Here is a 24,576-nt window from a genome sequence, read left to right as displayed (position 1 = left end):
GCCGCCCGTATAGGAAAGGAATGTCATGAAAGTCCTGGCGGTTCATCCCAGCGCCCTCATGTATACCAAGGTTTTTCTCCGGCTGGAGCCGCTCGGGCTGGAGCTGGTGGCAGGCGCTGCGCGAGATGCCGGGCATGACGTGCAGATTATTGATCTGCAGGTTGAAACCCATGAGGATTACTGGGAGCTTCTGGAAAGCTTTAAGCCTGATGTTGTCTGCTTCTCCGGCAACTATCTGGCCAATGTACCGGAAATTATCGATCTGTGCCGCGCCACACGGGTACGCTACCCCGATATTTTCCAGTTTATTGGCGGGCATTCCGTCTCCTTTATTGCGCGGGATGTGCTGGCTCTGTCCGAAGGAGCTGTGAACTGCATTCTCAAAGGGGAGGGCGATGCCTCCATCGGCCTGCTGCTGCGCGCGCTGGAAGACGGGAAAGATCTGCTGACTGTCCCCGGTGTTGTCACCATGACGGGGGAAGGTCCGTCACCGGTCTTTGTGGAATCGCTCAACGATATCCGCCCGGCGCGTGACCTACTGCGGCATCGCAACAAGTATTTTATCGGCACGCTGGACCCGGCAGCTTCTATTGAGTTTGCGCGTGGTTGCCCGTGGGATTGTACCTTCTGCTCCGCATGGACGTTCTATGGCCGCTCCTACCGCACCGCCAGCCCGACCGTGATTGCGGACGAGCTGGAGGAGATCAAGGAACCCGGCATCTTCATTGTGGATGATGTGGCCTTTGTGCACGAAGAGCACGGCATGGCCATTGCCAATGAAATCAAGAAGCGCGGCATCAAGAAAGAATACTATCTGGAAACGCGGGCCGACGTGCTGCTGCGCAATAAGGAAGTGTTCAAGGTCTGGAGTGAGATCGGCCTCTCCTACATCTTCATCGGTATGGAAGCGGTGGATGAGGAAGGGCTGAAGCAGTTCCGTAAGCGTGTCTCGCTGGATAAGAACTTTGAGGCGCTGGATTACGCGCGTTCGCTGGGCCTGATTGTCGCCATTAACATTATTGCTGACCCGGACTGGGATCGCGGTCGGTTTGAGGCTGTGCGGCAGTGGTGTCTGGAAATTCCGGAAATCGTCAATATTTCCGTCACCACGCCCTATCCGGGCACGGAAATCTGGCACAAGGAAGCACGCCGCCTGACGACGCGTGATTATCGCCTGTTTGATATTCAGCATGCGGTGCTGCCCACCAAGCTGCCGCTGCCGGAATTTTATGAAGAACTGGTGAAAACCCAGCAGGTGCTCAACACCAAACATATGGGTTGGGAAGCGCTGAAAGATACCGCCGGGATTGCAGGCCGCCTGCTGCTGAAGGGGCAGACAAACTTCCTGAAAATGCTGTGGAAGTTTAATTCCGTCTTCAACCCCAAACTTCAGCTGGCCGACCATATGCGCAAGGCCCGCTATCTGATGCCTATTCAGCCGGACGTGGTGGATTCTGTGGACCGGAAAGACCTGTATGTACATGGTCCCGGGGGCCGCAAGACGCGTGCGCTGGATGATGCAACAGAGCAGTTTGTTGATAAGACCCGCATGACTGAGGATGCCTGCGCCGCTGATAGCTGATAGCTGATAGCTGATAGCTAAAGCCTGAACCTGCTTTGTGGGTTCAGGCTTTTTTTATGGGGCGGAGGTTTGGGGCACGTCTGGCATGGCCGGCGGCGGGAAGCAGAAGGCTCCGGCTGTATAGCTTTCAATCACCGCGCTGATGGGCGTGCCATCCTGCCGGGACAGTACGGCATGATGCCGGAACAGGACAGACGGAAAAGCCAAAGGCTGATCTGAGCCTGTCGGCAGGGGGGTAAGTTCCCACCCCAACGGCAGCGGAGACCACACGCGCTCGGCCTGCACAAGGCGGCGCGTAAAGGCCAGAGGGGCTGTGACGCGCCCGAACGGGGTCTCTGTTGTGTCCAGCTCTCTGTTCATCTCCGCAGTCAGGCGGCTGGGCAGATACCAGTTTTCTGCGTCAGAGAGCGTGAGATTTCCGCACATTAGCCGGACATGTCTGTAACGCAGGATGTCTGGCGCGGCCTCTGCAGGCAGGCGTAGGGCATCTCGCAATGCTGCCGGGCAAGGGCGCGGAGGGGTTTGCTGGCAGATGGCACGTACTATCGGGGTGGGAGCCAGATGATGCCGCATGCTCCAGTCTTCCAGCGTCCGGGTGGCGCTGGCCGTGCTGAGGAGCGTGGCGTCCAGTTCGTTCAGCAAGGCTGTCAGCATCAGGCGATGCACCGGCGTATCCCGCCAGCAGGGTTCAGGCTGAGGCTGCAACGCGGCAGAAAGAGAGGGCATATCCGGCATGGGATGCATCTTACTCTGCACAAAGTGGTCTGCCGAGGGGGCCACCCGCAAAAGACCGCTCTTGTAACTCTGTCCCCGTCTGAAGAGGAATCAACACGTTTCGCCGGAGCAGGGCTTTTGGCAAGGGCAGCGGATGGTCTAGAATGCGGTTTGTTCTGGCGGCAAGTAGCCAGAAATCAGATTTCAACAAGGGATAACGCGACAATGGCAACCACAGAAACAAGCTTTATGGTGGAAGGCATGACCTGTGATGGTTGCGTCTCCGCCATAAAACGGGCTCTGGCTGCTGTGGATGGGGTGCAAAGCACAGACGTCAACCTTGCCACGGGCGAGGTGAAAATTGTGTATGATCCTGCAAGAGCAGGGATTTCCTCCTTGCAGAACGCCATTCTTGGAGCGGGTTTCGACGTCGGATAAAGCAAAACCCGCTCTGTCATGCGGTCCGCACGGGGGCGATTTGCCAAGCCTTATACTAGGCGCACAACGCAAGGCATGGCAGGGTAGGCAGCCCTATCCGGCGTTTGGATGCCGGCGCAGAGTGGCGAGGAAAAGGTCAGCGTGGTTGTGAGACGGAACAAGAAGACAATCGGCTTTGGAATTATGCTCACCGGCCTTACGCTGCTGGGCGGATGTTCTTCTGAAATAGGCCGTAAGCCTTTGCTGGATACGGATGTGTCCTGCCTGAGAAATCAGATGAAAGGCCCAATGTTCCTCAGTTTCCCGCTGGCGGCTAACACCTGCCAGCGCATGAGCAACCACAACTTCATTCTGGGTGAAAAAGGCGCGCACCCGCTGCCGCTAAATCTGAAAGATGCCCCGGACCTGCAGAAGCAGGCGGATGAATACGGTTACAGCTACACCAAATAAAGGCGCTCAGCTGTCCAGCTCTGTGTCCCAGTACAAATAGTCACGCCAGCTTTCATGCAGGTAATTGGGCGGGAAGGCCCGGCCATTATCCTGCAACTGCCATGAGGTAGGGCGCACAGGGCGCTGCCGGGGCAGCATGTTGATGGTGTGGGGCAGATGCGGGCCTTTGCGCAGGTTACAGATCCCGCAGGCCGTCACGACATTTTCCCACGTGGTGCGACCGCCTTTGCAGCGGGGGATGACGTGGTCAAACGTCAGGTCCTGCGTGGGGTGCTTGTCCCCGCAATACTGGCAGGAAAAATTGTCACGCAGGAAAACATTAAAACGGGTAAAGGCCGGTTTGCGGGCAGACGGCACATAGTCCTTCAGCGCAATCACGCTGGGGAGGCGAAAGGTCTGGTGGGGGGAATGCACTTCCGCATCATATTCACTCAGCACGGAAACCCGGTCGAGGCACACCGCTTTAATGGTATCCTGCCAGGACCATAAAGAGAGTGGAAAGTAGGAGAGCGGACGAAAATCCGCATTCAACACCAGAGCAGGGAAATTTATCGTACTGCCGTCAGCCAAGACGCGCCTCCTTGGTGCAGGTGAGGGCGCAACTTCCAAAAGCTGGCGTAAAAACTCGTAACAGAACGCCGTCAGAAGTGCGTCGTCGAGATCAGTGTTGGGCTGAGTATTGCAGATAGATTGGTTTCCCGCAAGAAATGGCCTAAGTATTTAACAAAACAGTATTATTATCATTTTGTGAGAGTTTTATGCGTGCTGTTCTCCTCAGGTGTGCCTCATGACGGAGTCCTCATGGGTGACCCGTTTTGCTCCCAGCCCCACCGGCTTTTTGCATCTGGGGCATGTGGCATCTGCTCTGGCAGGCTGGATCCATAAAGGGCCGAACGGCATCTGGATTGTGCGGATGGAAGATATTGACCCGCAACGCTGCCGGGAGAGTTACGCCACGGCTCTGCTGGAAGATCTGGAGTGGCTCGGTTTACGCTCTGCCCGACCTGTTTTGCGACAATCTGCCAATATGGCCGCCTATCGTGCAACGCTGGAGCAGCTTGACCAGATGGGGGTGCTGTATCCGTGTTTCTGCACCCGGTCTGACATTGCGCGGGAGTCTGCGGGCATGATGTCCGCCCCGCATGCCGCGCCCGATGGCAGTCTGCGCTACCCCGGCACCTGCCGCCATCTGTCGCTAGACGCACGGGCCGCCGCTCTGGCGGAGGGAAAGCCGCATGTGTTGCGGCTGGATATGGCGCGGGCGCTGGAGCGGGTCAGGGCACAGGCTTCATCCAACTGGCCGCTGACTTATACAGACCTTGAGCGCGGCACTGTCTATTGCCAGCCGGAGTTGTTTGGGGATGTTGTGCTGGCCAGACGGGATGTGCCTGCCTCTTACCATCTGTGTGTCACGCATGATGATGCCGCACAGGGCGTCACGCTGGTCACACGCGGGGAGGATCTGCGCCCCGCGACGGACCTGCACCGGTTGATACAGGCCCTTATGGGCTGGCCCGCACCGGCTTATCTGTTTCATCCGTTGTTGTGTGATGCGGAGGGGCGGCGTCTTTCCAAACGGGATGGAGCCAAAGCTGTTCGTGCGATGCGGGACGTGGGGATGACACCGGAAGAGGTGCGGCAGGCTGCCGGGTATCCCGGCGTTTTTGGGTAAGCAATCTGAGATTTCCTCCAGTCATTTTTAAATGATTTTTCATAAAATTTGACGACAGACGCGGTTTCGCCGGTTCCGCCGGAGGCAGAAGCGCATTAGTGTGTTGGTCCTTGCCGGTTTTTTATCTCCATCAGGCTCTGTTCCGGCAGAACAAGGCGGGGCCGATGGCATAATGTGTCAGGAAGTGTTGGGATTATGAGCATTGTTGCTGACCGTCTGAACAGGATCAGCCCGAGCCAGACGATTGTTATTTCGACCAAAGCGCGTGAGCTTAAGACGCAGGGGCGAAATATCATTAGCCTTTCGGCTGGTGAGCCGGATTTCCGCACGCCTGACAATATTGCCCGCGCCGCCATGAAGGCGATTGAAGACGGCCAGACCCGCTACACCGATGTGGCCGGTACGCCCGCGCTGCGCAAAGCCGTGGCGGACCGCTTCCGGCTGGATAGCGGTCTGGATTACACGCCGGAAGAAATCATCGTCTCCACCGGCGGTAAGCAGGTGATCTACAATGCCATGATGGCATCGCTCAACCCGGGCGATGAAGCCATTATCCCGGCTCCGTGCTGGGTGTCTTACCCGGATATTGTGACGCTGGCCGAAGGCGTGCCGGTCATTGTGCCGTGCCGTCGGGAAAACGGATTCAAGCTGACAGCCGAAGAGCTGGAAGCTGCCATTACGCCGCGTACCAAATGGGTTTTTCTGAACTCTCCCTGTAACCCCACGGGGGCCGCGTACTCTGCGGAAGATCTGCGCCCGCTGTGTGATGTGCTGCTGCGCCATCCGCATGTCTGGGTGTTTACGGACGATATTTACGCCAAGCTGACCTATGACGGCTTCCGTCCGGCCACGTTTGTGGAAGTGGAGCCGCTGCTGCGCTCCCGCACCGTGACCATGAATGGTGTGTCCAAAGCCTATGCCATGACAGGCTGGCGCATTGGTTTCTCCGGTGCGCCGGTGGAACTGACCAAAGCCATGAACAAGCTTCAAGGCCAGTCCACCTCCAATACCTGCTCCATCGCGCAGGCAGCGGCTGTTGAAGCGCTGACCGGCCCGCAGGACTTTATTGGCGAGATGGTCAAAACCTATCAGGCGCGGCGCGATCTGGTTGTGGACATGCTGAACGAGGCCGAAGGTCTGGAGTGTGACAAGCCGGAAGGGGCGTTTTACGTGTTCCCGTCTGTCAAAGGCTGTCTTGGCAAAACCTCCCCCGGTGGCCGCAAGCTGGAAACGGATGAGGATTTTGTCACGGCCCTGCTGGAAGAAGAAGGCGTTGCAGCCGTGCATGGCTCGGCCTTCATGTATCCGGATTACATGCGCATTTCCTACGCCACGGATACGGAAAGCCTGCGTGAAGCCTGCACCCGTATCCAGCGCTTCTGCAAAGGGTTGATTTAAGAGTATGGCCCGGTCTTTCGCCCGTCGGCTGGAGGGGCTGCCTGCTCCTGCCACTATTGAAATGGCGCGTCGTGCCCGTGCGCTGCGGGCGGAAGGCAAGCCGGTTATTTCTCTGGCGCTGGGGGAGCCGGACTTCCCCACGCCCCCGGCTGTGGTGGAAGCTGCCCATGCGGCAGCTCTGGCCGGGCAGACCAAATATCCGCCGGTTGACGGCACACCAGCCCTGAAAGCCGCTATTGCCCGTAAATTCACGCGGGAAAACGGTCTGGATTACGCGCCGGATGAGATCATGGTCTCCAATGGCGGCAAGCAGGTGATTTTCAACGCCTTCATGGCGACGCTGAACCCCGGTGATGAAGTGGTTGTGCCTGCACCCTATTGGGTCAGCTATCCGCTAATTGCCCGCATGTTTGGCGGTGTGCCGGTCACGGTGCCGTGCCGTGAGGAAGATGGCTTCAAGCTGAAAGCCGAGGCTCTTGCTACGGCCCTCACGCCGAAGTCGCGCTGGCTTGTGCTGAACTTCCCCAATAATCCCACCGGGGCGGTGATGACGGCGCAGGAGCTTGAGGCGATTGCCGAAATCGTCCGTCAGCATCCTGATCTTTGGGTTTTGTCGGACGAGATTTACGAACATCTGGTGTTTGACGGTGTGCGTTCAGCCTCACTGGCTGCTGTGGCACCCGATCTGAAAGACCGCATCATCACGCTGAATGGTGTGTCCAAAGCGTATGCCATGACAGGCTGGCGCGTTGGTTTTGCCGGTGGGCCGAAAGACCTGATTGCCGCCATGCGGGGAGTGCAGGGGAATGCCACGTCCGGCATTTGCACTATTGCTCAGGCTGCTGCTGCGGCGGCGCTGGATGGTCCGGCGGATCTGGTGCAGGAAATGGCCGCAACCTATGCCCGCCGCCGGCAGATGGTGGTGGATGCGCTGCGTCGCATTCCCGGTCTGACCTGCGCTATGCCGGAAGGCGCATTTTATGCGTATCCGGGTGTGGCCGGGTGTCTGGGGCAGACCAGTGCGGGCGGTGCCCGGCTGGAAACAGATCATGATTTTGCGCTGGCGTTGCTGGAAGAGGAATATGTTGCCGCCGTGCCGGGCAGTGCGTTCGGGCAGTCGCCCTATTTGCGTCTGTCCTGTGCCACGAGTGATGCCGACCTGATGGAAGCCTGCCAGCGTCTGGAGCGTTTTGTCAGCAATCTGCGCTGAACAGGTCGCCCTTTTTCTTCAGGATGAAACCGTGCGCAGGAAGCGCACGGCTTTCTTGCCTGCGTTCAGGTAGGCGTAATTCTGGGCGCTGTTATAAATTGTAAAATCGTTCGCATTCACTAGTTGAGTCTCTGTATCGAACTCAATGGTGAGTGTGCCGTCCAGCACAAAAATCATTTCATGCCAGCCTTCCGGGTCGGGTTCCGCCACATAGCGTTCCCCCGGTGCAAGAGACCATAGCCACAGCTGCGTATCCTGCCGGGCGGGGGCCGCCCCAAGCAAGGTTGCTTTACTGGAGGGTGTTTTACCCCGCCACATCACTTCCTCAATGCGGCGTAATTCGCGGTCCGGATTGCTCACCAGCTTGAGAAAGGTTGTGTCTAGCGCTTCTGCCAGACGGTCCAGACTGCCCAGACTGATATTGGCGGTCCCGGCTTCCAGACTCACAATCATGCGGCGGCTGATGCCGGATGCATTGGCCAGAGCTTCCTGACTGAGGCCAGCGTCTTTGCGCAGGCGACGCAGATTTGTCCCCACATATTTCAAAACATCAGATCGTGGGGGTTGATTGTGCATTATAGTGCCCATATACGCTGCTAACTATGATCAAGACTCCACCCGCCTCTGGCTCTCACGTCAAGTTCCTGTCGAAACAGGAGATCATACTTGTCCTGATCACCATGCTGTGGGGGGCAACGTTCCTGATCATCCACCATACCATGGAACATACTGGCCCGCTGTTTTTTGTGGGCGTACGGTTTCTTACGGCTGGCCTGATGTCCCTGTTGTTGTTCCGCAAATCGCTGGCGGGGATGACACGGTATGAGCTGAAGGCCGGGTGCATGATCGGGGTTGGCGTCTTTCTGGGCTACACGTTCCAGACGTTGGGCCTGAAAACCATTTCCAGCAGTCAGTCCGCCTTTATCACCGCTTTGTATGTGCCAATGGTGCCGTTTTTGCAGTGGGCCGTGCTCAAACGCAGGCCGCATATGATGAGCTGGGTCGGTGTTCTGATCGCCTTCGTCGGTTTGATCTGCCTGACCGGGCCGGATGCCGCCAGCGGCCTGAGCTTCAGCCCCGGTGAGATTGCGACCTTGCTCGGCGCAGTCTCCATAGCGGGTGAAATCATTCTGATCAGCCGCTACGCGCTGCGCGTGGATAGTCGCCGCGTCACCATTGTGCAGTTGCTGGTGGCTGGCATTCTGGCGCTGGCCTTCATGCCGGTGGCGGGGGAACATATCCCGGCTTTCTCATGGGTATGGGTGGCGTCCGGCGTGGGGTTGGGGGTGATGAGTGCGGTCATCCAGTTCGCCATGAACTGGGCGCAGAAAACCATTTCCGCCACGCGGGCGACGGTTATTTACGCAGGGGAGCCGGTCTGGGCCGGACTTGTGGGGCGTCTTGCCGGGGAGCTTCTGCCGCCACTGGCCATAGCGGGCGCTGGGCTGATTGTGCTGGGGGTTCTGGCGAGTGAAATCCGGCTGCCGCGTCGTAAAAAAGACCCTGAACTGTCCTGACAAATCAGCCGTTCAGCACATTGCGGGTCGAACGCCGGGCAATCGCAGAGGCGGCTTCTGTATCAGGGAGCAAGCCGATCAGTTGCAATTCATCACAATACTGGGCCATCTGCTCGCGCAGTGCATGACCCGTCACCGGGCTGATGGCGGGTTGATGATGCAGCATGGCGCGCATGGCATCTGTGCTGACATCTGCGGAGTCATCTGCGACGAGTGTCGCGGCTTCATCCCGGTGCTGATTGGCCCATTTTGCGGCATCGCGCAGAGCCAGAGTCAACGCGGTTGCAGCATCGGGGTCCGTGTCCAGCGCGGCCTTTGAGGCCCCGAGGATTAGGCTGGTGCGGTCTGCATAATGGCCTGTGTTGCTGCCAACCAGTTCAGAAAACAGGTCCGCATGGCCGTTCAGCAGTTGCCAGGCCAGCGGGTCGTGCGCCACGACGGCATCAATGGTACGTGCGCGCGCGGAGTCAACCATCTGGTCTGCTGGCATATCAGTCCAGGTAATGCCGCCCATGGCGTTAATGCCCTTGCGGCGCATCATGATGGCGAAGAAAAATTTATCCGCAGCATTCTTATCCGGCATGGCCACTGTGCGACCCACAAGCTGGTCCAGCCGGCTGATGTTTGCCCCCCGCCGCACCAGCAGACGGAAGGTGCCGGGCTGAATGCCCAGTATGAGGCTGGCAGGCAGACCGCCATACAGACGAGGGAGCCAGGTTAACGCAGGCGCGACGGCATAGTCCGCTTTACCTGCTGCCAACGCATCCAGGGCTTCATTCCCGTTTTGCGGGGTGGAAACGCTTTCCAAATCCAGACTGTAGCGGGCAAAAAACCCTTTCTGATACGCAACGGCCAGCACCGGGGCTGTGTCCGAGTGCGGCCAGATCAGCTTGAGTTTGCGATACTGGCCATCCGGCTGCTTGCGTGGTGGCCGATTATGCGCGTGGTGTTCAAACGCACCCACGGCTCCCGCTATGGCCAGCCCGGCAAGGCTGGTCAGAACAATTCGGCGGCGGAAGGCCGGGTCGGAGGAAGGTCCTTGTGCGCTCATGCTTCTTTCTTACCACGCGGGGTTTTCAGCGTCGTCTGCTCATAAAAACATGCAACACAAAAAAAATGAAAAAAGGGGGTTTACGGCACCCCCGGATCACGGTTATACGATGCCTCGCTGATCCCGAATAGCTCAGTTGGTAGAGCAAGCGACTGTTAATCGCTGGGTCGTAGGTTCGAGTCCTACTTCGGGAGCCAGCCTTTCTTCTTAAAATTCAAAATAGATTTTCACGCTGTAAGCTGTAGATTTTTGCCATGCAGTTTGCGTCGATAGGTCTGTTGTTCTGATTCTAGTGGAACGCGTTCTGGCTGACCGTTTCAATCTCAGACTGATGCGCTCTTCATGCTTCCAAAAAATCCGTTCAAAGCATCCGTCATGGCAAATCCGCTGTGTGCGGCGCTATGTGTTTATGAAACCAGAAAGGCTGCTCTTTTCCGTTTCACCCGGAAGAAAGCAGCCTTTTTGTCAGCCTCAGCGCAGAGCGGCGATGCCGGTCAGTTCCACGCGCCAGTCCGGGTTGGCGAGTTTGGCTTCCACGGTGGCGCGGGCAGGTTTGTTGTCACGGTCCAGCCAGGCATCCCATGCTCGGTTCATGCCTGCCATATCGTTCATATCTGCCAGAAAAATCTGCACGGAGAGCAGGCGGCTTTTATCTGTGCCCGCTTTGGCCAATAGGGCATCAACCTGCCGCAGAATGTCCGCCATCTGGCCTTCTGCATCCGCAGAGGCATCATCTGCGACCTGGCCAGCCAGATGCACCAGTCCGTTATAAATTACTGCGCCTGTCAGGCGTTCTTCGGGGTCAAGGCGTGTAATGGTCATGGGGTTTTCCCTGTATGTGCAAAATGGTTTCAGGCTACCGGCATGTTATCAATCAGCCGGACATCGCCCAGACTGGCGGCGACAAAAAGCCGTGCGCCGGCCTCGGCCTTTTCAACAGTGCCGAGTGATTTTTCAGAGCGCAGATCCAGATAGTGCACGGTAAAGCCAGCATCTTTCAGGGTCTGTGTGCAGTGTTCCAGAGCGGCGGTAACAGGCTGGCCAGCTTTCAGAGCCGCAAGGCAGTCCAATAGAGCCTTTGGCAGATGGCTGGCTTGTTCCCGCTGAGCCGGGGTGAGGCGTTTATTCCGTGAGGATAAAGCCAGATGATCCGCTTCCCGCACGGTGGGAACCGGCAGGATAGTGAGAGGCAGGTCCAGATCCGTCACCACCCGGCGGATAATGCAGAGCTGCTGGAAATCTTTTTCCCCAAAAGCTGCGATATTGGCCCGGGTTTGCATAAACAGTTTGGTGACAACGGTTGCAACGCCATCAAAATGGCCGGGCCGGTCTCCGCCGCACAGCATCCGGTCAGGGCCGGACACGCTGATACGGGTGCAAAAGCCGGGCGGGTAGATCTGCGTTTCATCCGGGGCGTACAGAACGTCCACCACGCCGGTTTCTGCCAGAAGTGCTTCGTCGGCCTCCAGACCGCGTGGGTAAAGCTGGAAATCATTTGGGTTGTTGAACTGGATCGGGTTGACGAAGATCGTCACAATCCGGCGGGTGGCTTTGCCGTCCAGTGCGCGCACCAGCGTCAGATGGCCTTCGTGCAAAGACCCCATGGTGGGCACCAGCCCGATTGTTTCACCCTCATGGTGCCACTGCGTGACAATTTCGGCCAGTTCGTGTCTGGTTCTCACAAGCTTCATGACGCATCCCGGTTTGCGATAAAAGGGAAGGACAGCCGCCCGCACGGTTTATGCACGAGAAAACCGAGGAGGGCGGCTGTCCGGCCTGCGCCCGTCTTACTGTGTTTTCAGGAACGGTTCCAGCAGCACCCGGTCCGCAGCGCTCAACCGGCTGGCGGCAGTGCTGGCCTGATGCCAGTATGGATAGAGCAGGGGCGGCAGGCTGGCCTGATTGAGGCGATTCAACTGGTCTTCCGACAGCACCAGTTCAGCGGCCTTCAGGTTGTCTTTTAGCTGGTCTTCCGTGCGCGCGCCGATAATGACGGACGTAATGGCCGGGCGGTGCATGGTCCATGCCAGAGCGATCTGGGCGGCAGAAACGCCATGTTCTTTGCCAACAGCAATCAGCACTTCGACAATATCGAACAGCTTTTCCTTGTCATGCACCGGCGGTTCACCAAAATCTTCAAGCTGGCGGCCCTGCGGGGTGGGCTGGTTGCGGCGATACTTGCCGGAGAGCAGGCCACCTGCCAGCGGACTCCAGACCTGCACCCCAAGACCCTGATCGACAGCGGCGGGCAGTAGTTCATACTCCGCATCCCGCGCCTGCAGGGAGTAATAAATCTGCTGGGAGACAGGGGCAATCAGCCTGTTCCGTTCAGCGACGGAAAGCGTTTTCATCACCTGCCATGCAGAGAAATTGGAAACGCCTGCATAGCGGATTTTGCCCGCACGGGTCAGGGTATCCAGCGCTTCCAGCGTTTCATCCAGTGGGGTGAGGCCGTCCCATTCATGCAGATAGTACAGATCAATATGGTCCCGGCCCAGACGCTTCAGGCTGGCTTCACACGCGGCAATCAGATGCAGGCGGGAAGAGCCTTCTCCATTCGGGCCGTCCTGCATGCGGAAGCGGGCTTTGGTCGTCACCAGAGTTTCCTGCGAGCGGCCTTTCAGGGCTTCTCCCAGAATGGTTTCAGACTCTCCGGAGGAATAGACGTCTGCTGTATCAAACATGTTGATGCCAGCATCCAGACACAGATCAATCAGGCGGCGGGCCCCCGCTGTATCGGTATTGCCGGTTTTGGCAAAAGAGCCTTTGCCCCCGAATGTCATGGTGCCAAGGGTAAAGGCGGAAATACGCAGGCCGGACCGACCGAGCTGGCGATACTGCATCATTCTGTTCTCCGTGCGTGTGGCGGGTAAGGTATGAGCCCCTTGAGAGCTGACGGCTCAGGGCCTTTGTTTCAAGAGTGCAGGGCTGCGTACACAGTGTTTTGACATCTCCCGGAGAGCCTGCTTAACAGGACGCGATGGTTCCCGCTTTGGGATGAAAAGGGAAGTACGGTGAGAACTCCGCTGTTTCTTGGCCGTCGCTGCCCCCGCAACTGTATGTGACATCAGGCTTGTTCCAGCACTCTGCTACAGGGTGTTGTACCACTGGGGACTTCTCCGGGAAGGTATGGAACGAGTGAGAACCCCCGGAAAACCGGTGGTTTTGTGTCATCAGCCAGGAGACCTGCCATCTGATTTCTGGAGTGTCATGCCTGGCGGGGTGTCCGGTGCGTGATGGCGCGTTGCGATGCGCGCTACCGTCTGGCTTGTCCGGGCGGCCTTGGAACTGCACCCCCATGCCGTTTTGTGCGGTGTGTTGCCTGAAGGGTGTTCATGTCGGCCGCATTTTCTGCACCTGTGGTCAAAGGATGGTGTCCCGGCCTGTTTGCGCCCATGCAGGCGGCGGACGGCTGGCTGGTGCGCGTGCGTCCGCCTCTGGGCCGGATGACAGCAGCACAGGCCTATCTGCTGGCAGATGTCGCGGAACAGGACGGCAATGGGCAGATCAGCTTGACCAACCGGGGCAACGTGCAACTGCGCGGCTTTAGTCTGGAGGCCGCGCAGGCTTTCCCGCAGCGGATGATCGCGGCTGGTCTGGGGCAGGCTGACCCGGAAGCCGAGCGACGCCTTGCTCTTCAGGTTTCTCCTCTGGCGGGGAAAGATCCTGCCTGTGCGACAGAGACTATGCTGTGTGCTGACGCTCTGCGGAACGGCTTGATAAATCATCCGTCTCTTTCTGCCCTGCCTGATAAATTTGGTTTTTGCGTTGATGGCGGAGGGTTTTTCCCGACAGGCTCTCTGCGTGCCGATATTATGCTTCAGGCGGTGGGAAGTTCCGTCCCCACAGAGGCTGGCTGGCGCGTGGTGTGTGGGAGTGGCTGCTCAGAGCCGCAGATCGCGCAGGAGGCCGTGCAGACAACCCTTGCTCTGGCAGAGGCTTTTGTAAAACGCGGTGAAACGCAGCGGCCTCTTCGCGAGCCAGCTATCGGGAAACAGCTGTTTGCAGAAATCGGACTGAGGGGCGTGTCAGCCTCCGGGGCAGAAATGCAGAACGGAAGCCTCCTTGCCGCGCGGGCGGGCCATCTGACAGGCTCAGCTTATGCTGCGGTAGCGCCGCTAGGGCGTCTGACCGCCGCAACGCTTCGCGCCTGTGCGCACGTTGCGCAGCAAGGAGATGGCCTGTTGCGGATGACGGCATGGTCTGGGCTGGTTTTTTCCGGTCTGGAAAAAAATCCTGAAATTTCCGGAATGATCACGCATCCTGATGATGCACGCCTGCGCGTTTATGCCTGCATTGGTGCGCCGGGATGTGCACAGGCTGCTGGAGATGTGGGACGCGATGCGCTGGCCCTTGCGCCGTTCCTGCCGGATAAAGCCGATCTGCATGTATCGGGTTGTCGTAAGGGCTGTGCGCATCCCGGTGTCGCAACGGTCACGCTGGTTGCCGGGAGTGAGGGCTATGGCGTGGTGCTGCAGGGCACGGCCAGCGATGAGCCGATTTGTATTCTGCCAAAAACTGAAGATGTAAGAGCTTTTTTGCAGGCTCTGCCTAAAGGAGACGTTTGAATATGCAGGCTTATGATTATATTCGGGATGGAGCCGCTATTTATAAACGCTCCTTTGCCACCATCCGGGCAGAAGCGGACCTGCGCGGCTTTTCGCCTGAGCAGGCGCAAATCGTCGTCCGGATCATTCATGCATGTGGCATGGTGGATGTGGCGCAGTCTGTGGCGATGACGGAGGATTTCGTCTCTTCAGCAAGAGAATCTCTTAAAAAATCCTGTGCTATTCTTTGTGATTCCGAGATGGTTGCGCATGGTATTACCCGTGCTCGTCTGCCTGCGGAGAATGAGGTCGTGTGTACCCTGCGGGATGCTCGCACACCGGGACTGGCTAAAGAGATTGGCAATACCCGCTCCGCTGCCGCGCTGGATTTGTGGGGCGAGAAACTGGCCGGGGCCGTGGTAGCAATCGGCAATGCCCCTACGGCGCTGTTCCACTTGCTGGAACTTCTGGATGCCGGTGCACCGAAGCCTGCGGCTATTATCGGTTTGCCAGTCGGCTTTGTGGGGGCTGCGGAATCCAAAGAGGCTCTTGCAAAAAGGCATGATGTACCGTGGCTGGTTGTGCACGGGCGGCTGGGAGGCAGCGCCATGGCTGCGGCGGCCGTGAACGCACTCGCAAGTGAGGCTGAGTGATGGCGCACGGCACGTTGTATGTGGTGGGTGTCGGGCCGGGTGACCCGGACCTGATGACGCTGCGGGCAGTGAAAGTCCTGCAAGCAGCACCGGCGGTGGCGTATTTCTGCCGGCATAACACACAGGGCCATGCCCGACGCATTGCGCAGGCGCATATTGCTCCAACCACGCAGGAAATCCGGCTGGCGTATCCGTTCACAACCGAAATTTCCGTGAAAGACCCTGCTTACCATACGGACATGAACGCCTTTTATGATCGCTGCGCGCAGAATCTGTCTGCCGTGCTGGAGCAGAGGAAGGATGTGGCTCTGCTCTGTGAAGGCGACCCCTTTCTGTATGGCTCGGCCATGTATCTGTTTGACCGCTTGCGCAGCCGGTTTGCAACGCAGGTTGTGCCGGGTATTTCCGCCATGAGCGGGTGTTGGTCACAGGCGGCGCGGCCTATGACGCATGGTGATGATGTGTTGTGCGTGCTGCCCGCCACCATGCCGGAAGAGGATCTGGCGAACTGGCTGGAAAAGGCCGATGCTGCTGTGGTGATGAAGATTGGCCGCAATATGCCAAAATTACGTAAGGCGCTGACACAGGCAGGGCGTTTGCCAGAAGCTGTTTATGTGGAACGCGGCACACAGCCAGAGGCGCGGTGTTTGCCTCTGGCAGAGCAGGAAGGGCCTGCGCCCTATTTTTCACTGGCGTTGGTTCCTGGCAGAAAGGGTGTCCGATGACGGGGTCTGTCAGCATTATCGGGCTGGGACCAGGCAATGTGCTACAGCGCACGCCACAGGCTAATCAGGCGCTCAGTCGGGCGACGGATCTGGTTGGCTATGGGCCGTATGTGGAGCGCGTTGAGGCGCCTGCATCAGTTGTGCGGCACAGTTCGGATAACCGGGTGGAACTTGAGCGGGCGCGTCATGCGTTGGAAATGGCCATGCGGGGGCGGCATGTTGCTGTCGTGTCCGGTGGTGATGCCGGGGTGTTCGGTATGGCCAGCGCCGTGTTTGAGGCCGTAGACCATGGGCCGCAGGAATGGCGCGGGCTTGAGATTACGGTTGTCCCCGGTGTCAGCGCGGTTCTGGCTGCAGCGGCACGGCTGGGAGCGCCCCTGGGGGGCGATTTCTGTGTGATGTCGCTTTCTGATAACCTCAAGCCTTGGTCTGTTGTTTTGCGCAGGCTGGCTCTGGCTGCAGAGGCCGGGTTTGTGATTGCATTGTATAATCCGCGCTCCAAAGCACGCCCGACGCAGTTGGGGGAGGCTCTGGACCATTTGCGTAGGTGTCTGCCGGGATCAATCCCGGTTGCTTTTGCGCGGGCCATTGGGCGGGAAGATGAGGCCGTGCGTTTGTCCACTCTGGCAGAAGCTGATGCCACATGGGCAGATATGAGCACGCTGGTGCTGATTGGCTGTGTGGCCAGTCATCTGATCCCGCGCCCAGACGGGAGCGTGTGGTTTTATACGTCTCGCAAGGTTGAGGCGGTCTGATGCGTTTGCAGCCACGCCATAGCCTCTTCCGGCGTGTCTACTCTCGGGCAGGCAGGGTGTGGCGGGCGCTCAACCATAATCACCGGGCAATGCAGGGTGCGGGCCGCTGCCAATTTTGGAAAGATTGCCGTTCCACCAGAGTTTTTAGTGACCAGAATGTCAATGTGATGCGCCTGCATCACCGCCAGTTCTGCCGCGTAATCAAACGGTCCGCGCGCGGAGAGGCATGTGGTGTGCGGGGGCAGGCTGGTTGGGTCTGGTGCATCAATGGAGCGCAGCAGATAGGTGTGTTGCGGGGCAGCGCAGAACGGTGCGACCTCCTTGCGTCCGGTTGTCAGAAAAACCCGCAAGGGGGGCTGGCCATAACCTGCGGGGGCCGCCAACAGGCTGGCAGCTACGGTCAGGCTGGGGACACTGTGCCACTGGTCTTCCGCAGTGGGGAGCCACGCCGGGCGTTCCAGCCGAAGCAACGGGAGCTCCAGGTCTGCGCAGGCTTTGGCGGCATGCTGGCTCATGGTGGCGGCAAACGGGTGCGTGGCGTCAATCACAGCTTGAATAGCATGATGATGCAGCCAGTCTTTCAGTCCTTTCACGCCTCCAAATCCGCCAATCCTCACAGCGATATTGGGCAGATGCGGGTTTTTGGTCACGCCAGCCAGAGAGAGTGTGGGGGCAAAAATAGCCTCATGTTCCAGCAGACGGCACAGGCCCGAGGCTTCCGTCGTGCCGCCCAGAATCAGCACGGGCAGGGGTGCAGAGGCAGCAGAGAGGGGCATGGCGTGCTGTATCCTGAAGGACCGTATGGGTCTTTCCATAGCGACCGGCATGGGGTTTCTGCAAGTTGGAGGCTCCGAGAGAGGATGAGCGTGACGAGGGCAGCGCGGAACCGGGGAGAGAGATGTGATGTCTGATGTCTGGCTGACGCTGATCGGTATTGGCGAGGACGGGCTGGACGGCCTGAGTCCTGCTGCCCGCACACTGCTCTCTCATGCGTCGTATGTTGTGGGGGGCGCACGGCATCTGGAACTGGCGGCTGAGAATATTCAGGGAGAAACGCTGGTCTGGCCATCACCTTTCCAAAAAGGTGTAGAGGCTGTTCTGGCCCGTCGGGGCATGCCGGTCGTGGTGCTGGCCTCGGGGGATCCGTTTTTCTATGGCGTTGGTGCAACGCTGGCTAAGTATGTGCCGCCGGAAGAAATGCTGTGTTTGCCTGCGGCCTCGTCCATGTCTCTGGCCTGTGCGCGTCTTGGCTGGGCCTTGCAGGATTGTCGGGTCGTGTCTTTGTGCGGGCGGTCTATGCAGCGCATGAGGCCATTTTTGCAGCCCGGTGCGCAGCTGATTGTGCTTTGTGCGGATGAGCAGTCGCCGGCTCAGGTTGCGGAATGGCTGACGGAGTCAGGCTTTGGGCTCACACGTTGCCATGGGCTGGAAGCGCTCGGCGGCCCAAGAGAACGGCGGTATGATTTTGAGGCGCGGGACGGTGTGCCCGTCACTCCCGGCAGGCTGACTATTCTGGCGCTGGAGATTGTACCGGACAGCCGGACGTTTAGCCTTTCTCTGACTTCGGGCCTGCCGGATTCCTGCTTCGAGCATGACGGGCAGATGACGAAGCGTGAAATTCGTGCCGTGACGCTTTCGTCTCTTGCCCCGCGTGCCGGGGAATTGCTGTGGGACGTGGGGGGCGGCTCTGGCTCTGTCGGGATTGAGTGGATGCTCGCAGACCCGTCTTGCCGCACCATCACGCTTGAACCCGTGCCGGAACGGGCTGCACGGATTGCCCGGAATGCCCTAAATCTGGGGGTGCCTGATTTACAGGTTGTGGAAGTGCGTGCTCCTCAGGGTTTTAAAAATCTGGAACGCCCGGATGCTATTTTTATTGGCGGGGGCGGGAGTCGGACTGGTGTTCTGGAAGGCGCATGGGAGGCGCTCAAACCCGGAGGGCGGCTTGTGGTTAATGCCGTGGTGATGGAAACGGAAGCACGGCTGATGCAGGCGGTGCAGGAATGGGGAGGCACACTGACCCGTCTGGCGGTCTCTCGCATGGAAGGGGTCGGGCAGATGCACGGTTTTCGTCCGGCTATGAGTGTGACGCAGTGGGTTGCGTGGAAATCGGAAGATCATTCATGAGCGTGGCCGGGATGGGATGGAGCAACTCGGCCAGCGCGACCGAGGCAGCGACCTTTGTGCGGCAGGTGGTGCAACAGAATAAGGCCACTGCTTTGACATATCTGGCAGTTCCGGGCTTTCGGCACGGTGAAGCGTTACCGGAGGAAGTGGCCTCGCTACTTGGCGTCCCTCTGTTCTGGGTTTCGGATGACGCATTGCGGGGCGTGCAGAATATTTGCCAAACAGTTTCAGAAAGAGCTTTGCAGGAAACAGGTTTTGCCTCTGTGGCGGAAGGCTGCGCACTGGCTGGAGCTGGGCCGGGTGCGTGGTTGCGTGTGCTGCGGCAAGCGCATGCGGGCATAACCTGTGCGGTGGCGGAAGGAGAGGAAACGAAATGACGGTTTATTTTATTGGGGCCGGCCCGGGGGCTGCGGATTTACTGACGCTCCGGGGGCGCGATCTGCTGGAGCGCTGCCCGGTGTGCCTGTATGCAGGCTCCATTGTGCCACCGGATATGCTGAAATTTTGCGCCGAGGGCACGCGGCTGGTGGATACGGCCCCACTCTCTCTGGATGAGATTGAAGCGGAATATGCCAAAGCTCATGCGGAAGGGCACGCTGTAGCCCGCCTGCATTCAGGCGATTTGTCCATTTACAGTGCCGTTGCGGAACAGACGCGTCGGCTGGACCGGCTGGGGATTCCATGGAGCATGGTGCCGGGTGTGCCCGCTTTTGCGGCTGCGGCCTCTGTTCTGGGGCGGGAATTGACCATGCCGGGTGTGGCCCAGAGTGTTGTGCTGACGCGTATGACAGGCCGTGCCTCTGCCATGCCGGAACGTGAAACACTGGCGGCGTTTGCGGCCACAGGTGCGACGCTGGCTATTCATCTGGCCATTCATGCGCTGGAAAAAATCGTACAGGAACTGACGCCTTTTTATGGAGCCGATTGTCCGGTCGCCATTGTGGCGCGGGCGACATGGCCGGACCAACTCGTGTTGCGCGGCACACTGAGCACGATTGAAGCAGAACTGGCGCAAAACCCGGTGGAACGCACAGCTCTCGTGCTTGTGGGGCCTGCTTTGGCGGAAAAAGACTTTCGGGAAAGCGCTTTGTATGACCCGGATTATCGGCGGCGTTTCCGGAGCTAAATCAGGTTTGGGGCAGGGAAGGGCCGGCCTGCCCAACACACTGGCCTGAGCGGTCAAAGACCATCACGTCCACTGCGCAGGGGGCGGGGGCAACGGTTTCCTGAACTGTGCGCAGGGCTGACTGTGCGATGAGCGTGCCGAGCGGGATGTGTGCAGCGGTAGTTAGCAGAAAAGCCTCCGCGACGGTGGGGCTGGCCGCAATGGCGTCTGTTATGGGTGCAGGGGCGCCCCCTGTTGCGGCAAGCTGTGCCAGTGCTGCCATGTCAGCTTGTCCGCGTTTGGAGTGCAGGTCCAGCTTGCCCTGACCAAGTTTGGTCATTTTGGCAATGCCGCCCGCAATGGTCAGGCGTGGTACGGGGTGGCGGCGCAGGTATTTCAACATACCGCCGACAAAATCGCCCATTTCAATCAGCGCAGTATCGGGCAGATCATAGAATTTCTGCACGGCTTTTTCTGAAACATTGCCGGTAGAGCCTGCAATATGCGTCAGGCCTTCTGCGCGGGCGACATCAATGCCGCGATGAATACTGTCGATCCACGCAGCGCAGGAAAACGGCACGACAATGCCGGTTGTGCCCAGAACAGAGAGGCCGCCGGTAATGCCAAGGCGGCTGTTAAGGGTGCGCTCTGCCAGTCTGGCCCCATCCTCAATGGAAAGCGTGACCTCTGCGTCAGGAAGGGTGACGCCGTTGGCTTCGGTCAGGGCTGTGCGGATCATGGCGCGCGGGGTGGGATTAATGGCTGGCTCACCGGGGGGAATGGGCAGGCCGGGGCGTGTGACCATGCCAACACCCGGGCCAGCCCGAAACTGCACGCCGGAACCCGCAGGCAGGCGGCGAACCGTGGCGCGGATAACGGCCCCGTGGGTGATGTCCGGGTCATCACCTGCATCTTTCACCACCTCGGCAAAGGGATGCCCGTTGTCCAGACCAGTTCGGCAAATGGCAAAGGTGGGGCGTTGGCCGCCGGGGAGCGTAATGGTCACACTGGCCGGAGGCTCGTGCCCCAGGAGCGTCAGCCATGCGGCTTTTGCGGCGGCTGTTGCGCAGCTTCCGGTGGTCCAGCCCCGGCGTAGCTCTGTTCCCGTATGTTCCATAAGGGCGGTTGTAAAGCATCCGGGCGCGGGGCGGTATCCAGATAAGCATTTGTAAGGTGACGAAGGCCCCGCAGGATGTGATAGAAAGGCGCATGTCTTACGCCGATTTCGTTCATCTCCGTGTCCATTCCGCCTACTCCCTTAGTCAGGGGGCCATTCGTGTGCCGGAGATGGTCTCTCTGACCAAAGAGATGCGAATGCCCGCCGTGGCTATCACGGATTCGGGCAATCTCTTCGGGGCGCTGGAATTCTCCCAGTATACCAGCAAAAGCGGCATTCAGCCGATTATTGGCTGCCAGCTTGGCCTGCCGTCTCGTAACGACAAGCCCGGCTCTCCGTCTGAGCCGATTGTCATGCTCGCGCAGAACGAGGTGGGGCTGGCCAACCTGCAATATCTGTCTTCCACTGGCTTTAGAGAGTCCGACCCGGCTGATCCGGTGATCAGCATGGAGGTAATGTGTGAGCGTTCGGAAGGGCTGCTGCTGCTGACGGGCGGCACGCGCGGCCCGGTCTTCCAGATGCTGGCCGATGGGCAGAAGGACGAGGCAGAACGCTGGCTGGCGCAGGCGAAGGAAGCCTTTGGTGACCGCCTGATTGTCGAGCTGCATCGCCACAATCTGGCGGTGGAAAAAGCGGTGGAGCCGGGTGTACTGGCGCTGGCGGATGAGTTTGGCCTGCCGCTGGTGGCGACCAATGAATGTTTTTTCCCGCGCCCGGAAATGTACGAGGCGCATGATGCGCTGATCTGTATCGCTCAGGGCCGGACCATGGCGGAGCGGGACCGCTGGCGTGTGACGCCGGAACATTGGTTCAAACCGCCGGAAATGATGCGCGCTCTGTTTGCCGATCTGCCGGACGCCTGTGACAATACGCTGGAAATCGCCCGGCGTTGCGCGATTAAAGTGGAAACCCGCAAGCCACTGCTGCCAGTTTGCCCAAAAGTGCGTGAAGGAGCGACGGAAGACGAAACGCTGCGCGCCATGGCGTGGGAAGGGCTGGAAAAACGCCTTTCCGGCATGACCATGGATGAGGAAACCCGGCAGAAATATAAAGACCGGCTGACGTTTGAGCTGGATATTATCTCCCGCATGGGGTTTCCCGGTTACTTCATGATCGTTGCGGACTTCATCCAGTGGGGGAAGGCGCACGATATTCCGGTGGGACCGGGGCGTGGGTCGGGCGCAGGCTCTCTGGCGGCATGGGCGCTGACCATTACTGATATCGACCCGATCCCTTTCAACCTGCTGTTCGAACGGTTTCTAAACCCCGAACGTGTCTCCATGCCTGACTTTGATATCGATTTCTGTCAGGACCGGCGAGACGAGGTGATTGCCTATGTGCGTCGGGAATACGGGCCGGACCGTGTGGCGCAGATTATCACTTTCGGTAAGTTGCAGGCGCGTGCTGCGGTGCGTGACGTCGGGCGTGTGCTGGGCTTGCCGTATGGCATGGTCAACCGGGTCGCGGAGCTTATTCCAAACAACCCGGCCAAACCGACCACACTGAAGGAAGCTATTGCCGGAGAGCCGAAACTTCAGGAAATGCGCGACAATGATGAAGCGTTGCGCCGCCTGCTGGAAATTGGCCAGCAGATTGAAGGGTTGTTCCGCCATGCCAGTACCCACGCCGCCGGTGTGGTGATTGGCGACAGGCCTCTGGTAGAGCTGGTGCCGCTCTACCGAGACCCGAAAAGCGACATGCTCGTCACGCAGTACAACATGAAATTTGTTGAGCAGGCGGGGCTGGTCAAGTTCGACTTTCTGGGGCTGACCACGCTGACCATTTTGCAAAGGGGCGTTGGCTTCCTCAAGAAAATGGGGATTGAGGTTGATCTCAGCCGTATTCCGCTGAACGACCCGGCCACCTACGACATGCTCAGTAACGGCGATACGGCCGGCGTCTTCCAGTTTGAAGGTGCCGGGATGCGTGATGTTCTCAAACAGATGCGTCCCACCCGGCTGGAAGATCTGATTGCGGCTGTGGCGCTGTATCGTCCCGGCCCAATGGCGAATATTCCTGATTATTGCCGCAGAAAGCACGGGGAAGCGTGGGAACCGCCGCACGAGGAACTCCGCGATATTCTTGAAGAGACCTATGGCATCATGGTCTATCAGGAACAGGTGATGCAGATTGCCCAGAAAATGGCGGGCTACAGCCTCGGCGGCGCTGACTTGCTGCGCCGTGCCATGGGTAAGAAAATCCGTGCGGAAATGGATACCCAGCGCGAGATTTTCACGGAAGGGGCCGTCAAGCGCGGGATTGATCGGGATAAAGCCGTTGAGGTGTTTGACCTCATGGCGAAATTTGCCGACTACGGCTTTAATAAATCCCATGCCGCTGCTTACGCATTAGTTTCGTATCAGACAGCGTGGATGAAGGCTAATCATCCGGTAGCGTTCCTTGCTGGTTGTATGTCTCTGGCGCGGGAGCGGACGGAAAAGCTGGCGGCTCTGCGGCAGGAAGCCGAGCGGATGGGCATTAAGGTTCTGCCGCCGGATGTGAATAAATCCGAAGCGGACTTCTCGGTCGAGACGTTGCCGGATGGCACCCACGGGATTCGTTATGCGTTGGCAGCCGTCAAAAAGGTTGGGTTCAGCGCGATGGAAGCTCTTGTGGCAACGCGTGGGAACAAACCGTTCAAGGATCTGGCAGATTTTGCCATGCGGATTGACCCCAAGCAGATCAATCGCATGCAAATGGAAAATCTGGCAAAAGCCGGGGCGTTTGAATGTCTGGATAAAAACCGGGCACTGGCGTTTAACTCGGCAGATACCATTTTGCGGCGAGCGCAAAGTCAGGCGCAGGAGGCGGCTTCTGGCCAGATTGGTCTGTTTGGCGGCGGTGGCCATGTTGAGCCGCTACGTCTTGCAAAATGTCAGGACTGGCCTGAGTTCGAGCGTCTGGCCATGGAAGCAGAAGCTATTGGCTTCCATATGACGGCCCATCCGCTGGATTCCTACGGCACTGTGCTGCGTCGGCTGGATGTGACGCGCTGTTCTGGTCTGCTCTCAGCGGCGGAAGCCGGGGTAGGCCGTGTGCGCATTGCGGGCTGTGTGGTGGACCGTAAGGAACGCCCGACCCGCACGGGTAACAAGATGGCATGGGTCCGGCTTTCAGACTCCTCCGGTGGCTGTGAAGTGACCGTATTTTCTGAAGTTCTGACCCGTGTGCGCGAAAGCCTTACGGCTGGCACTGCTGTTTTGGTAACGGCGGACCTGAAGCTGGAAGGCGAGGCAATGCGCATTACAGCGACGGATATTGTGGAGCTTGAGCAGGCCGCAGCGCAGGCAAAAAGTGAGTTGCGGATTTGGGTAGAGCAGGAAGGCGCTTTACCGCGTCTGAATGAAATTCTGACAGAACAGAAAGGCGGTTCCAGCCGGATTGTTCTGCTGCCGGGGGTTGCGGAAACCTGTGATGTGGAAATCCGTTTGCGCGGTGGGTATCGGGTTACACCGCTATTGGGGCAAAGGCTCAAAATGCTGGAAGGTATTTCCCGCGTAGAACAGGTCTGAGGT

General features: G+C 58.8%; 24 protein-coding genes, 1 tRNA gene and 1 riboswitch. Of the genes, 16 read left to right on the top strand and 9 right to left on the bottom strand.

Annotated features, from left to right (window positions below; genetic code table 11):
* Nucleotides 1-25: 25 nt before the first annotated feature.
* A complete protein-coding gene (gene hpnR / locus ACHQGU_RS11555; RefSeq protein ID WP_395495102.1) occupies nucleotides 26-1,582 on the top strand; it encodes a hopanoid C-3 methylase HpnR in 1,557 nt (518 codons plus the stop codon).
* Nucleotides 1,583-1,636: 54 nt separating this feature from the next.
* On the opposite strand, the gene ACHQGU_RS11550 is transcribed toward hpnR, so the two are convergent.
* Complete coding sequence (locus ACHQGU_RS11550) at nucleotides 1,637-2,317, bottom strand: hypothetical protein (protein ID WP_395495101.1); 681 nt, start codon at nucleotides 2,315-2,317, stop codon at nucleotides 1,637-1,639.
* Nucleotides 2,318-2,521: 204 nt separating this feature from the next.
* Here ACHQGU_RS11550 and ACHQGU_RS11545 point away from each other — a divergent pair, with 204 nt between their 5' ends.
* Complete coding sequence (locus ACHQGU_RS11545; protein WP_062141467.1) at nucleotides 2,522-2,734, top strand: heavy-metal-associated domain-containing protein; 213 nt, start codon at nucleotides 2,522-2,524, stop codon at nucleotides 2,732-2,734.
* Nucleotides 2,735-2,917: 183 nt separating this feature from the next.
* On the top strand, nucleotides 2,918-3,184 hold the full coding sequence (locus ACHQGU_RS11540) for a hypothetical protein (RefSeq protein WP_062141565.1): 267 nt from the start codon (nucleotides 2,918-2,920) through the stop codon (nucleotides 3,182-3,184).
* A gap of 6 nt (nucleotides 3,185-3,190) precedes the next feature.
* Here ACHQGU_RS11540 and ACHQGU_RS11535 read toward each other — a convergent pair whose 3' ends face one another.
* A complete protein-coding gene (locus ACHQGU_RS11535; protein WP_395495100.1) occupies nucleotides 3,191-3,754 on the bottom strand; it encodes an HNH endonuclease in 564 nt (187 codons plus the stop codon).
* 217 nt (nucleotides 3,755-3,971) lie between these two features.
* Between ACHQGU_RS11535 and gluQRS the strand changes: the two genes are divergently transcribed.
* From gluQRS to ACHQGU_RS11520, 3 genes are all read left to right on the top strand, one after another.
* Nucleotides 3,972-4,856 carry a tRNA glutamyl-Q(34) synthetase GluQRS gene (gluQRS, locus tag ACHQGU_RS11530; RefSeq protein ID WP_395495099.1) on the top strand — a complete coding sequence of 295 codons (885 nt, stop codon included), beginning with the start codon at nucleotides 3,972-3,974 and terminating at the stop codon, nucleotides 4,854-4,856.
* Between the two features lie 195 nt (nucleotides 4,857-5,051).
* Entirely contained in the window at nucleotides 5,052-6,254 is a 1,203-nt protein-coding gene (locus ACHQGU_RS11525) for a pyridoxal phosphate-dependent aminotransferase (protein WP_395495098.1), read from the top strand.
* Nucleotides 6,255-6,258: 4 nt separating this feature from the next.
* Nucleotides 6,259-7,464: a pyridoxal phosphate-dependent aminotransferase gene (locus ACHQGU_RS11520; RefSeq protein WP_062250930.1), complete on the top strand. Its 1,206-nt coding sequence runs from the start codon at nucleotides 6,259-6,261 to the stop codon at nucleotides 7,462-7,464.
* An 18-nt stretch (nucleotides 7,465-7,482) separates the two neighbouring features.
* On the opposite strand, the gene ACHQGU_RS11515 is transcribed toward ACHQGU_RS11520, so the two are convergent.
* Nucleotides 7,483-8,040: a helix-turn-helix domain-containing protein gene (locus ACHQGU_RS11515; RefSeq protein WP_209436698.1), complete on the bottom strand. Its 558-nt coding sequence runs from the start codon at nucleotides 8,038-8,040 to the stop codon at nucleotides 7,483-7,485.
* Between the two features lie 26 nt (nucleotides 8,041-8,066).
* On the opposite strand from ACHQGU_RS11515, the gene ACHQGU_RS11510 reads away from it, so the two are divergent.
* The gene (locus tag ACHQGU_RS11510; RefSeq protein ID WP_395495097.1) at nucleotides 8,067-8,981 is read left to right on the top strand and encodes a DMT family transporter; all 915 of its coding nucleotides are present in this window, start codon (nucleotides 8,067-8,069) and stop codon (nucleotides 8,979-8,981) included.
* Nucleotides 8,982-8,985: 4 nt separating this feature from the next.
* Here the strand turns inward: ACHQGU_RS11510 and ACHQGU_RS11505 are convergent, their stop codons facing one another.
* A complete protein-coding gene (locus ACHQGU_RS11505; RefSeq protein ID WP_395495096.1) occupies nucleotides 8,986-10,032 on the bottom strand; it encodes an ABC transporter substrate-binding protein in 1,047 nt (348 codons plus the stop codon).
* Nucleotides 10,033-10,153: 121 nt separating this feature from the next.
* On the opposite strand from ACHQGU_RS11505, the gene ACHQGU_RS11500 reads away from it, so the two are divergent.
* Nucleotides 10,154-10,229, top strand: a tRNA-Asn gene (locus tag ACHQGU_RS11500).
* A 274-nt stretch (nucleotides 10,230-10,503) separates the two neighbouring features.
* Here the strand turns inward: ACHQGU_RS11500 and ACHQGU_RS11495 are convergent.
* The 3 genes from ACHQGU_RS11495 to ACHQGU_RS11485 form a co-directional block, all read right to left on the bottom strand.
* Nucleotides 10,504-10,854: a RidA family protein gene (locus tag ACHQGU_RS11495; RefSeq protein WP_061501652.1), complete on the bottom strand. Its 351-nt coding sequence runs from the start codon at nucleotides 10,852-10,854 to the stop codon at nucleotides 10,504-10,506.
* Between the two features lie 29 nt (nucleotides 10,855-10,883).
* Nucleotides 10,884-11,723 (bottom strand): pantoate--beta-alanine ligase, encoded by an 840-nt coding sequence (panC, locus tag ACHQGU_RS11490; protein WP_395495095.1) that lies wholly within the window; start codon nucleotides 11,721-11,723, stop codon nucleotides 10,884-10,886.
* A 96-nt stretch (nucleotides 11,724-11,819) separates the two neighbouring features.
* Nucleotides 11,820-12,875, bottom strand: coding sequence for an aldo/keto reductase (locus ACHQGU_RS11485; protein WP_395496426.1), 1,056 nt, complete (start codon nucleotides 12,873-12,875; stop codon nucleotides 11,820-11,822).
* Between the two features lie 121 nt (nucleotides 12,876-12,996).
* Nucleotides 12,997-13,241: riboswitch (cobalamin riboswitch) on the top strand.
* Between the two features lie 126 nt (nucleotides 13,242-13,367).
* Here ACHQGU_RS11485 and cobG point away from each other — a divergent pair.
* From cobG to cobJ, 4 genes are read left to right on the top strand one after another with little or no spacing between them, the layout of a single operon-like run.
* A complete protein-coding gene (gene cobG, locus ACHQGU_RS11480; RefSeq protein ID WP_395495094.1) occupies nucleotides 13,368-14,600 on the top strand; it encodes a precorrin-3B synthase in 1,233 nt (410 codons plus the stop codon).
* 2 nt (nucleotides 14,601-14,602) lie between these two features.
* The gene (locus tag ACHQGU_RS11475; RefSeq protein ID WP_395495093.1) at nucleotides 14,603-15,232 is read left to right on the top strand and encodes a precorrin-8X methylmutase; all 630 of its coding nucleotides are present in this window, start codon (nucleotides 14,603-14,605) and stop codon (nucleotides 15,230-15,232) included.
* On the top strand, nucleotides 15,232-15,957 hold the full coding sequence (locus ACHQGU_RS11470) for a precorrin-2 C(20)-methyltransferase (protein ID WP_395495092.1): 726 nt from the start codon (nucleotides 15,232-15,234) through the stop codon (nucleotides 15,955-15,957). The genes ACHQGU_RS11475 and ACHQGU_RS11470 overlap by 1 nt, the downstream gene beginning before the upstream one ends.
* Entirely contained in the window at nucleotides 15,954-16,712 is a 759-nt protein-coding gene (cobJ, locus tag ACHQGU_RS11465; RefSeq protein WP_395495091.1) for a precorrin-3B C(17)-methyltransferase, read from the top strand. Before ACHQGU_RS11470 ends, cobJ begins: the two co-directional genes overlap by 4 nt.
* Here cobJ and ACHQGU_RS11460 read toward each other — a convergent pair.
* Nucleotides 16,682-17,488 (bottom strand): cobalt-precorrin-6A reductase, encoded by an 807-nt coding sequence (locus ACHQGU_RS11460; protein ID WP_395495090.1) that lies wholly within the window; start codon nucleotides 17,486-17,488, stop codon nucleotides 16,682-16,684. The two genes, cobJ and ACHQGU_RS11460, sit on opposite strands and share 31 nt — an antisense overlap.
* A 127-nt stretch (nucleotides 17,489-17,615) precedes the next feature.
* Here ACHQGU_RS11460 and cbiE point away from each other — a divergent pair, with 127 nt between their 5' ends.
* Genes cbiE through cobM form a run of 3 tightly spaced genes read left to right on the top strand, consistent with a single transcriptional unit; the run spans nucleotide 17,616 to nucleotide 19,965 of the window.
* Nucleotides 17,616-18,839: a precorrin-6y C5,15-methyltransferase (decarboxylating) subunit CbiE gene (cbiE, locus tag ACHQGU_RS11455; RefSeq protein WP_395495089.1), complete on the top strand. Its 1,224-nt coding sequence runs from the start codon at nucleotides 17,616-17,618 to the stop codon at nucleotides 18,837-18,839.
* A complete protein-coding gene (locus ACHQGU_RS11450) occupies nucleotides 18,836-19,216 on the top strand; it encodes a cobalamin biosynthesis protein (protein WP_395495088.1) in 381 nt (126 codons plus the stop codon). Before cbiE ends, ACHQGU_RS11450 begins: the two co-directional genes overlap by 4 nt.
* Nucleotides 19,213-19,965: a precorrin-4 C(11)-methyltransferase gene (gene cobM / locus ACHQGU_RS11445; RefSeq protein ID WP_395495087.1), complete on the top strand. Its 753-nt coding sequence runs from the start codon at nucleotides 19,213-19,215 to the stop codon at nucleotides 19,963-19,965. Before ACHQGU_RS11450 ends, cobM begins: the two co-directional genes overlap by 4 nt.
* 1 nt (nucleotide 19,966) lies before the next feature.
* Here cobM and ACHQGU_RS11440 read toward each other — a convergent pair whose 3' ends face one another.
* The gene (locus ACHQGU_RS11440) at nucleotides 19,967-21,061 is read right to left on the bottom strand and encodes a cobalt-precorrin-5B (C(1))-methyltransferase (protein WP_395495086.1); all 1,095 of its coding nucleotides are present in this window, start codon (nucleotides 21,059-21,061) and stop codon (nucleotides 19,967-19,969) included.
* Between the two features lie 92 nt (nucleotides 21,062-21,153).
* Between ACHQGU_RS11440 and dnaE the strand changes: the two genes are divergently transcribed.
* Nucleotides 21,154-24,573 (top strand): DNA polymerase III subunit alpha, encoded by a 3,420-nt coding sequence (gene dnaE / locus ACHQGU_RS11435; RefSeq protein ID WP_043553611.1) that lies wholly within the window; start codon nucleotides 21,154-21,156, stop codon nucleotides 24,571-24,573.
* The last annotated feature ends 3 nt before the right edge of the window (nucleotides 24,574-24,576 follow it).

Origin of the sequence: Acetobacter sp. KSO5 (genome assembly GCF_044094635.1) — a bacterium.
In the GTDB taxonomy this organism is placed as follows: Bacteria; Pseudomonadota; Alphaproteobacteria; order Acetobacterales; family Acetobacteraceae; genus Acetobacter; species Acetobacter cerevisiae.
The sequence above is the reverse complement of the archived record's forward strand: the minus strand, read 5'-3'. Positions and strand labels throughout refer to the sequence as shown.

What these genes read in the sequence shown, in the direction of transcription:
- hpnR (WP_395495102.1), top strand. Translation starts at nt 26, where the DNA reads ATGAAAGTCCTGGCGGTTCATCCCAGCGCCCTCATGTATACCAAGGTT.
- ACHQGU_RS11550 (WP_395495101.1), bottom strand. Translation starts at nt 2,317, where the DNA reads ATGCCGGATATGCCCTCTCTTTCTGCCGCGTTGCAGCCTCAGCCTGAA.
- ACHQGU_RS11545 (WP_062141467.1), top strand. Translation starts at nt 2,522, where the DNA reads ATGGCAACCACAGAAACAAGCTTTATGGTGGAAGGCATGACCTGTGAT.
- ACHQGU_RS11540 (WP_062141565.1), top strand. Translation starts at nt 2,918, where the DNA reads ATGCTCACCGGCCTTACGCTGCTGGGCGGATGTTCTTCTGAAATAGGC.
- gluQRS (WP_395495099.1), top strand. Translation starts at nt 3,972, where the DNA reads ATGACGGAGTCCTCATGGGTGACCCGTTTTGCTCCCAGCCCCACCGGC.
- ACHQGU_RS11525 (WP_395495098.1), top strand. Translation starts at nt 5,052, where the DNA reads ATGAGCATTGTTGCTGACCGTCTGAACAGGATCAGCCCGAGCCAGACG.
- ACHQGU_RS11520 (WP_062250930.1), top strand. Translation starts at nt 6,259, where the DNA reads ATGGCCCGGTCTTTCGCCCGTCGGCTGGAGGGGCTGCCTGCTCCTGCC.
- ACHQGU_RS11515 (WP_209436698.1), bottom strand. Translation starts at nt 8,040, where the DNA reads ATGCACAATCAACCCCCACGATCTGATGTTTTGAAATATGTGGGGACA.
- ACHQGU_RS11510 (WP_395495097.1), top strand. Translation starts at nt 8,067, where the DNA reads ATGATCAAGACTCCACCCGCCTCTGGCTCTCACGTCAAGTTCCTGTCG.
- ACHQGU_RS11505 (WP_395495096.1), bottom strand. Translation starts at nt 10,032, where the DNA reads ATGAGCGCACAAGGACCTTCCTCCGACCCGGCCTTCCGCCGCCGAATT.
- ACHQGU_RS11495 (WP_061501652.1), bottom strand. Translation starts at nt 10,854, where the DNA reads ATGACCATTACACGCCTTGACCCCGAAGAACGCCTGACAGGCGCAGTA.
- panC (WP_395495095.1), bottom strand. Translation starts at nt 11,723, where the DNA reads ATGAAGCTTGTGAGAACCAGACACGAACTGGCCGAAATTGTCACGCAG.
- ACHQGU_RS11485 (WP_395496426.1), bottom strand. Translation starts at nt 12,875, where the DNA reads ATGCAGTATCGCCAGCTCGGTCGGTCCGGCCTGCGTATTTCCGCCTTT.
- cobG (WP_395495094.1), top strand. Translation starts at nt 13,368, where the DNA reads ATGTCGGCCGCATTTTCTGCACCTGTGGTCAAAGGATGGTGTCCCGGC.
- ACHQGU_RS11475 (WP_395495093.1), top strand. Translation starts at nt 14,603, where the DNA reads ATGCAGGCTTATGATTATATTCGGGATGGAGCCGCTATTTATAAACGC.
- ACHQGU_RS11470 (WP_395495092.1), top strand. Translation starts at nt 15,232, where the DNA reads ATGGCGCACGGCACGTTGTATGTGGTGGGTGTCGGGCCGGGTGACCCG.
- cobJ (WP_395495091.1), top strand. Translation starts at nt 15,954, where the DNA reads ATGACGGGGTCTGTCAGCATTATCGGGCTGGGACCAGGCAATGTGCTA.
- ACHQGU_RS11460 (WP_395495090.1), bottom strand. Translation starts at nt 17,488, where the DNA reads ATGCCCCTCTCTGCTGCCTCTGCACCCCTGCCCGTGCTGATTCTGGGC.
- cbiE (WP_395495089.1), top strand. Translation starts at nt 17,616, where the DNA reads ATGTCTGATGTCTGGCTGACGCTGATCGGTATTGGCGAGGACGGGCTG.
- ACHQGU_RS11450 (WP_395495088.1), top strand. Translation starts at nt 18,836, where the DNA reads ATGAGCGTGGCCGGGATGGGATGGAGCAACTCGGCCAGCGCGACCGAG.
- cobM (WP_395495087.1), top strand. Translation starts at nt 19,213, where the DNA reads ATGACGGTTTATTTTATTGGGGCCGGCCCGGGGGCTGCGGATTTACTG.
- ACHQGU_RS11440 (WP_395495086.1), bottom strand. Translation starts at nt 21,061, where the DNA reads ATGGAACATACGGGAACAGAGCTACGCCGGGGCTGGACCACCGGAAGC.
- dnaE (WP_043553611.1), top strand. Translation starts at nt 21,154, where the DNA reads ATGTCTTACGCCGATTTCGTTCATCTCCGTGTCCATTCCGCCTACTCC.